At 60.7% G+C, this 7,472-nt stretch carries 10 protein-coding genes and 1 pseudogene; 8 read left to right on the forward strand and 3 right to left on the reverse strand.

Annotated elements, in window-relative coordinates; genetic code table 11:
* Nucleotides 1-432 precede the first annotated feature (432 nt).
* A complete protein-coding gene (gene hemG, locus B3F77_RS10980) occupies nucleotides 433-963 on the forward strand; it encodes a menaquinone-dependent protoporphyrinogen IX dehydrogenase (protein WP_293604995.1) in 531 nt (176 codons plus the stop codon).
* 47 nt (nucleotides 964-1,010) lie between these two features.
* Here hemG and B3F77_RS10985 read toward each other — a convergent pair whose 3' ends face one another.
* Nucleotides 1,011-1,604: a C40 family peptidase gene (locus tag B3F77_RS10985; RefSeq protein ID WP_293604996.1), complete on the reverse strand. Its 594-nt coding sequence runs from the start codon at nucleotides 1,602-1,604 to the stop codon at nucleotides 1,011-1,013.
* Nucleotides 1,605-1,874: 270 nt separating this feature from the next.
* On the opposite strand from B3F77_RS10985, the gene B3F77_RS10990 reads away from it, so the two are divergent.
* Nucleotides 1,875-2,042, forward strand: a complete 168-nt coding sequence (locus tag B3F77_RS10990) for a hypothetical protein (protein WP_293604997.1) — start codon at nucleotides 1,875-1,877, stop codon at nucleotides 2,040-2,042.
* A gap of 30 nt (nucleotides 2,043-2,072) precedes the next feature.
* Here the strand turns inward: B3F77_RS10990 and B3F77_RS10995 are convergent, their stop codons facing one another.
* On the reverse strand, nucleotides 2,073-2,732 hold the full coding sequence (locus B3F77_RS10995; RefSeq protein ID WP_293604998.1) for a LysE family transporter: 660 nt from the start codon (nucleotides 2,730-2,732) through the stop codon (nucleotides 2,073-2,075).
* A 92-nt stretch (nucleotides 2,733-2,824) separates the two neighbouring features.
* Between B3F77_RS10995 and B3F77_RS11000 the strand changes: the two genes are divergently transcribed.
* From B3F77_RS11000 to B3F77_RS11025, 6 genes and pseudogenes are all read left to right on the forward strand, one after another.
* Complete coding sequence (locus B3F77_RS11000; RefSeq protein ID WP_293604999.1) at nucleotides 2,825-3,625, forward strand: MlaE family ABC transporter permease; 801 nt, start codon at nucleotides 2,825-2,827, stop codon at nucleotides 3,623-3,625.
* A 32-nt stretch (nucleotides 3,626-3,657) separates the two neighbouring features.
* On the forward strand, nucleotides 3,658-4,695 hold the full coding sequence (locus B3F77_RS11005; protein ID WP_293605000.1) for an MlaD family protein: 1,038 nt from the start codon (nucleotides 3,658-3,660) through the stop codon (nucleotides 4,693-4,695).
* A gap of 8 nt (nucleotides 4,696-4,703) precedes the next feature.
* Nucleotides 4,704-5,384, forward strand: a complete 681-nt coding sequence (locus tag B3F77_RS11010; protein ID WP_293605001.1) for a hypothetical protein — start codon at nucleotides 4,704-4,706, stop codon at nucleotides 5,382-5,384.
* A complete protein-coding gene (locus B3F77_RS11015; RefSeq protein WP_293605002.1) occupies nucleotides 5,381-5,683 on the forward strand; it encodes a hypothetical protein in 303 nt (100 codons plus the stop codon). The genes B3F77_RS11010 and B3F77_RS11015 overlap by 4 nt, the downstream gene beginning before the upstream one ends.
* Nucleotides 5,684-5,929: 246 nt before the next feature.
* A complete protein-coding gene (locus tag B3F77_RS11020; protein WP_293605003.1) occupies nucleotides 5,930-6,460 on the forward strand; it encodes a hypothetical protein in 531 nt (176 codons plus the stop codon).
* A 177-nt stretch (nucleotides 6,461-6,637) separates the two neighbouring features.
* A pseudogene (locus B3F77_RS11025) lies at nucleotides 6,638-7,081 on the forward strand (Hsp70 family protein); the annotation flags it as partial.
* 91 nt (nucleotides 7,082-7,172) lie between these two features.
* Here the strand turns inward: B3F77_RS11025 and B3F77_RS11030 are convergent.
* On the reverse strand, nucleotides 7,173-7,472 hold a 300-nt coding region (locus B3F77_RS11030; protein WP_293605004.1), incomplete at its 5' end, for a glutaredoxin domain-containing protein.

Below are 7,472 nucleotides of genomic sequence, written 5' to 3' on the forward strand. Positions count from 1 at the left end.
GACATCGGCAAAACCATCCACCCGCACCCCACGCTGGGCGAGAGCATCGGCATGGCGGCGGAAATGGCGCACGGCAGTTGCACCGACTTGCCGCCGGGCAAGAAGTGACTGACTGATTTGATCGGCTGAGTCATCGCTAGCCCGGCCCGATGGTGGGAGTTCTCAACTGCCTTGAGTGATAAAAAGGCCGTGGTGTCTACCCCCATGGCTGGCGAAACAACCCAATCGAGTCGACCGGGCGGCGTATTTTAGTTACGACATAACTTGAGTACAAGTTAGTCTTCTCTGAAACTTCGTTTTGAGGGCGGACTTGCCAAACTCAGCATCACAGTACGCAAAACTGTGTAACTGTGTTTTCCACGACAGCCAGCACCAAGGTGCGATACTTGGACTGAAGCGGTTGAATTTCCTATCCGTTACTGGGGCAAGTGGATGAGCAGAATTCTTGTCGTTTTCTCGACCACGGACGGCCATACGCGGCGCATTTGCGAGCGATTACAGCAGATCATGGAGCAGCAGGGGCACCCCACGACGGTGGTGCCGCTCGACCAAGCCGACGCGCTGGACCTACCCGCTTTTGACAAAATCGTCATCGGTGCCAGCATCCGCTACGGCAAACACCAGCCGCTGGTGACGCAATTCATCCAGCGCCACCAGGCGCTGCTGGAGAGCAAGCCCAATGCTTTCTTCTCGGTGAACATCGTGGCCCGCAAGCCGGAAAAGAGTCGGCCCGACACCAACCCCTACCTGATCAAATTCCTGCGGCAAATCACGTGGACGCCGAAGCTCGCTGCCGTATTTGCAGGCAAGCTGGACTACCCACGCTACCGTTTTTTCGACCGTCTCATGATTCGCCTGATCATGCTCATCACGCACGGCCCCACCGACCCCCAAGCGGTGATCGAGTTTACGGACTGGCAGCAGGTGGAGGCCTTTGGCCGAAGGGTAAGTGAAATGCCTTGAACCCTTGGACCCACTAAAGTGCACACCGTGGGCACGGCGCAGGCTGTTCAGCGTTGCGCGGCGGTGTCGATGGCAGAAGCGGCGAGCGGCGTAATCTCTGCCGCCTGTGCCGCCAGCACGCGGCGGGCACCGTCAAAGCGGCGCTGCCAGTAGCGCCCACCCATGCTCTCGACACGTACTTCGGCACCGGGTTTGGGGGAGTGGATGAATTTGCCGTCACCGATATAAATGCCGACGTGGCTGAAAGCGTGACGCAAGGTGTTGAAAAATACCAGATCGCCCGGCTGCAGGTCGGTTTTATCGATATGCTGCGTTGCGAATGCTTGCTGTTCGGCCTTGCGCGGCAGCAGCAGGCCCAGGCTTTCTTCATAGACGGCGCGCACAAAGCCGCTGCAGTCAAAGCCGGTTTCCGCATTGTTGCCGCCACGCTTGTAGGGCACACCCAGGAATCCCATGGCATTGACTACCAGCTCGGACGCCTTGTTGCTTACGCTTTGGCGGACCTGGTCAATCTTTGTCAGCAAGCCTTTGTCGGCCAGTAATTTGTCCATGTCATCGTCGGAATTACCGGGTGCTGCATGCGCACTAAATGCCAGCAACGCGGCGGAGGCAATGAGTAGAGCAGGGGCAATTGATCGCATGGCGCCAAGGATACTTGAAGGATTAGTCCTACGTCAATCTCAAGTTGTTTCTTGATTGCGCTGTCAAGCCATTGATTTGTAACGACTTCATACGAGTAAGCGCGCTTGTGTTGCTAGCCATGCCATGTTTGCAAATAAAAAGTGGCGTGTCACACGCCAGTCAGCCATTTGCGCAAGGTTGGCAAAAGGCTGCCTGCCATGGGATATTTCAGCTTTAACGCCCCGAGAAACCCCATTAAAAGGCCCGTCAACGCACCTTAGGATAAAAATATGATTCCAGCCCATTATGGACGGCTGCTGCCAGCTATTATTTTAATAGCAAATTTACTGCTCGGCCGGCACGCCCAGGCCCAAGCCGTTCGACCGGAAACCATGGCGGCCGGCCTGCAAAACCCGTGGGGACTGGCTTTTCTGCCAGACGGTCGCTTCCCTGCATGACCGAGCGCTTCGGTCGTCTGCTGGGTGGTCTCAGATCGGTTGCGCCGCCTGCTGGCCGCGCTTGACGAAAAACAGGCCCGCGCCCACCGCCATGAGCAGGCCACCAAACAGGCGGTTCTGCAGCTTGATGGCCCGCGCATTCCTGAACAACTTTTGCAATCGGCTGGCCGCAAACGCATAGCCATGCATCACCAAGGTGTCCACCGCCACCGTGGTCAGCGCCATGACCAACAGCTGGAGCCAAAGCGGGCTGCTCGGGCTGATGAACTGGGGCAGCACCGCCACCATGAACAGAATGCCTTTGGGGTTGGTTACGTTGGTTAGAAAGCCGGTGAGCCAGCGCCTGCCCGGTGGCAGCGCGCTATCGCCAGCGGCGGGCTTGCCCGCATCATCAGTTGTCAGGGCACTTGATGAACGCCACTGCGACCAGCCTATATAAATCAGGTATGCAGCGCCCAGGGTTTTTACGATACTGAAAGCCAGTTCCGACGCTACTAGCAGCGAACCGACGCCAGCACCGGCCACCAGCAGGATGACCAGCAGACCGGCCTGCAGTCCGGCGATGCTTGCGTGGGTCCCTCTCACCCCGTAGCTGAGGCCGTGGCTCATCGCCAGAATGGCCCCCGAGCCGGGGGAGATGGCGATCAGGATGGAAGCCAGTAAATAAGCGGTCCAGGTGTGAATAGCCATGTCTGTTGTGCGCTGAAGATGGGTAAGGAAGCTGAACAAGGTGAAGGATGTATCCTACAGGTATTGGGCAGGGCCCCAGTTATCATGCTTGCATGACAAAGGCACCCTGGCAAAACCGGCTGATGCAGACAGGCCACGGCGCAGAGCAGTGGCTCATCGAGTGGTGGCGTCTGGTGCATCTTGGGGCGGTGATTCTGGTGCTGACACTCTCCCCGTCAAGTTACAGCCGCGAAAGCCGCAGGGTGCTGGCCCGGCACATCTACCTCAATACCGCGCCCATTCTCCTGGGGTTCACCGTGCTGTGCGCCCTGGTGACCGTGGTGCTGACGCGCATCGTGCTGGTGACCGCGCTGAGCTATGGCTTGTCGCAATACGCGCTGCAGGTGGTCATTCGGGTGCTGGTGCTGGAGCTGATTCCCCTGACCGCCGCGCTGTTTGTGGCGCTGCGCTGCACCATTCCTGACGGAGCCGAACTCACGGCGATGCAGGCCAGCGGCGAACTCGACGAAATGCGCGGGCGTGGCATAGAGCCGGTGCGGCGCGAGGTGCTGCCGCGAGTGGTCGCGGGCATGTTTTCGGGCATTACGCTGGCGGCGCTGAGCAGCCTGGTGGCGCTGGTGGTGGCGTATGTGGCGGGGTATGGTTTCACCTTGTCGGGCGTGGCCGCCTACACACGCCTTTTTGGCCAGGTGTTCAGCCCCGCAGTGACGCTGATCTTTGTCCTCAAGACCCTGTTTTTTTCCCTGGCCGTGTCCTTGATTCCGATGGCTTCTGCCTTGTATGGCATGCACGGCGCCAGTGTGCGCACCAGTGCCGAAATGCGCGGGCTGGTGCGCATGTTTGCCCTGATTTTGCTGATTGAAGTGGCATCGCTGGTCGGCAACTACTATTAACGCTGGCATTGACCCCCAGAAACTGCACACCCATGAGTTCACCCACCGACCCCTTGACTCCGCCGCCAGCTCCGCCAGTCGACCAAGACCCCGTAGATCCGGTGGACCCGTTGCTGCCTGTGGCGGACCGATCACCAGCGCAGGTGGCCAACCTGGAGTTCAAGGCCAAGCTCTTGATGATCTTCATGCTGCTGCTGCTGTGCGGCTCGGCCCTGTACGTGCTGTACGCCCGCGGCGCGTTCGATGCCACCCAGAGGCTGGTGCTGATAGCAGACGACTCCGAAGGGGTGGTGGTCGGCATGGACCTCACGTTTTCAGGTTTTCCGATTGGCCGGGTACGGCGCATCGAGCTGGCTGAAGACGGCAAGGCCCGCATTCTGGTTGACGTTGCAGCCAAGGACGCCCACTGGTTGCGCACCAGCAGCGTCTTCACGCTGGTGCGCGGCATTGTGGGTAGCCCCAACATCCGTGCCTACACCGGCCTGCTGGGCGACCCGGCCCTGCCTGACGGCGCTGTGCGCACCGTGCTGCAAGGCGACGCCAGCGCAGAAATTCCCAAAGTGATTTCTGCTGCCAAGGAGCTGATCGACAACCTCAATACCCTGACCGGCAGCAGCGGCTCGGTCGGCACCAGTCTGGCCAACCTGCAGACCCTGACCACACGGCTCAATGGCCCCGGCGGCGCACTCACGGTGTTGCTCGGCAGCGAGCTGGAGGCCAAAAAACTCGTCGCCACACTGGACCGCAGCAACGCGCTGCTGACCAAGCTCGACGGGCTGGCTGCCAAAGCCGACGCTCAGGTGTTTGGCGACAAGGGCGTGATGCCGGAAACCCGCGCCACAGTCGTGCAGCTCAATACCCTGCTCGGCGAAGCGCGCACCAGTCTTAAAAAGGTAGACGCCGTATTGAAAGACGCCCAGGCCGTCAGTTCCAATGCCAAGGACGCTACGGCCGATCTGGGTGCCCTGCGTGCCGATGTGGATGCCAACCTGCGCAAGATCGAAAGTCTGGTCAACGAGATCAACCGTAAATGGCCCTTTGCCCGTGATACGGAGATAAAGCTGCCGTGAAGACCTCAATGCACACCACGATAACTATGAAATTTGCCGTTCCATTCGCCGGTGCCCTGCTGCTCAGTGCCTGTGCCAGCGGCCCCAAGCCGCCGGACTGGCAACTGGAAGCCAAGGGCTCGATGGAGCGTTCGGTGGCCGCCTACATGGAGGGCAACAGTCGGGTCGAGATGGCTGAGCTGGCGCGCGCGCGCAGCCAGCTCTCGCGTACCGGCCGCGCAGACCTGCTGGCGACGGCTGAATTGCTGCACTGCGCCACCCGCGTGGCCAGCCTGGTGTTTGAGCCCTGCGCCGGTTTTGAAACACTGCGCCAGGACGCCTCCGAGGCTCAGCGCGCCTACGCCGATTACCTGCGCGGCCAAGTGCAGCCGCAGAGTATCGCCTTGCTGCCTGCCCCGCAGCGCGCTGCCGCCGCCGGGGATGCCGGTGCCGTTCAGGGCATCGCAGATCCGCTGTCGCAACTGGTCGCCGCAGGCGTGATGCTGCAAACCGGCAAGGCCAGCCCGGCAGTCATCGTGCAGGCGATCAATACCGCGTCAAGCCAGGGCTGGCGCCGTCCCCTGCTGGCCTGGCTGAACCTGCAGGCCCAGCGCGCAGAGCAGGCGGGTAGCTCGGAAGAAGCCGCACGGCTGCGTCGGCGCATAGCGCTTACGCAAGGCAGCAGTTCGGCAGTGAAAGGGAGCCAATGAGCTACACCCTCAAGCTCTACGCATTCGAAGAGGTATCCAGGGAGGAGCTGCAGGCGGTCGAGCAGCGTTTTAAAGCTGCACTGGAAACCACGCTGGGTGACGCGAGTCTGGTCGCGCCGGTGTACGCCGCGTACATGAAAATCGTGGCAAGCTACGGCGAGACACCGGCGGAAGAGGCCCTGTCGCGTGACGAGCAGGAAATCTTCAGCCAGTGGCAGGCGGCAGAGTCGGCTGCAGTCACGGCCGCGTTGGGTCCCGAGCGCTACATGGGCGACGCGCAGTTCGAGATTCGCATCTGACTTCACCGCCAAACCCTGCCATGGATTCAATTTTGCTATTAAAAATATAGCTGCTTTCGCCCGATTCTATTGGGCTAGAGGCTGTTTTTATACTCAAACAACAGAAAACGGAACGGCAAGCACAGTCTTTTCAGCGCTCCCGGCACGCACCGGGTGATACGAACAGTAAAATTCGGCTCCCGTGTTGCCACACCACCATGTCAGCGCGATCCCTTGACCCGAATTTTTTACCTGAGTGATTGAGCATTGACCGACTCCCGCATCCCGCCGCCTGACCTGGCCGAATCCCCTTCCGAATCCTTCCTTAAAACACAAGAGCCGCGTCTTTGGCGTGGCGACGGCTGGACCGCGCAGGTGCTTAAAAATGAAGACGACGACGGCTGGGCGGTGGCGATGATCAAGGACGGCGAGCCCGAGCCCGCACTGGTGGGGCCCTGGACCATGGGACGCGACAAAAAGAACCCCAAACCGCTGGATGGGAACGCGTTCAGCACGCTGGTCAAAACCGCTTCGGAATTTGTGCGCAGGCACGAGCAGCAACTGCACGCGACCCTGCACCAGCGCATCACGGTGACCGCAAGATCGGCCCGAATCACCGTCTCTCTCGATATCGTCCCGGACGAAGACCATCCCCACGCGCTGCTGAGTGCACATAATGAAGGCGATGAAGCGGGCGACGCGCTGGCGCAGGTGCGTGTGGCGCCGTCTTTCAAGCTGAGCCGCGCCAGCGCGGTGGCCTGGGTTGAAAACGACTTTTGCAAGCCGACTGAGCGGTGAGTAAGCCGCTCGATCCGTCTGGCGCATGCGGGATTGACTTCGGGACGTCCAACTCCACCGCCGGCTGGAGCCAACTTGGGCAAAGCGCGCAGCATTCCAAGTTGTTGGCCCTGGAAGACGGCAAGCTGACGCTGCCATCGCTGGTCTTTTATCATGCCGAGGATGGCCATGTCAGCTACCCCAAAGGCTTGGTCGCAGATCAGCGACATGCACCGCGAAGCGCGCGATAAGCCGAAGCTGGAGCGGCTGCAGAGCGTGGTGCGCGAGCGCGCGGGCCACTGGCTGGCATTGCAGGTGGAGGAGGCCAAAATCGCACTGTCGAATGCAGCCGTGGCGCAGATCGACATCGGCCGCATTGCCGCGGGCGAAACTGTAACGCTGCACAGGGCGGACCTGGATCGTGCCATTGGTGGTCTGGTGGCTTCCGTGGAGCAGACCGTGGCACGTCTGCTGCGGGATGCGGGCATCGGCACCGTGTTTTTCACCGGCAGCTCCAGCAGCGTGCCATTGCTGCGTGAACGAATTTTGGCGCTGACACCCCAAGCCCGCTGTGTGGAGGGCGACTTGTTTGGCAGCATTGGCGCGGGTCTCGCGCTGGATGCCAAGCGCAAGTTTGGCTAACTAGCCCCCCACGCTTGTCGCTTCGCATACTGCGCTGCCCCCGAGGGGGCTGGCCGACCTTGGGGCGGTAAGACTGGCCCTTGCGCCAGAGTTATGGGTGGGCCTTGGCCAGCCAGGCTTCCAGTTCTTCGGAGCCGCCAATTTTCTTGCCCCCTGCAAATACTTGCGGAGTTGTCCCTGCGCCCGCGACCGCATTGAGTGTGCTGGTGGTGATGCCGTTGCCCATCGAAATCTCTTCGTAGTGCATACCCGCTTCCCTGAGCATGGACTTGGCTTTGGCGCAGAATGGGCAGCCTGGCTTGGTAAAAATGGTCACCGGCTCCGGCGGCACGGCTTGGGGGGCCACATACTTGAGCATGGTGTCGGCATCGGACACCTCAAACGGGTCGCC

Source organism: Polaromonas sp. UBA4122 (genome assembly GCA_002381615.1).
Lineage (GTDB): Bacteria > Pseudomonadota > Gammaproteobacteria > Burkholderiales > Burkholderiaceae_C > Polaromonas.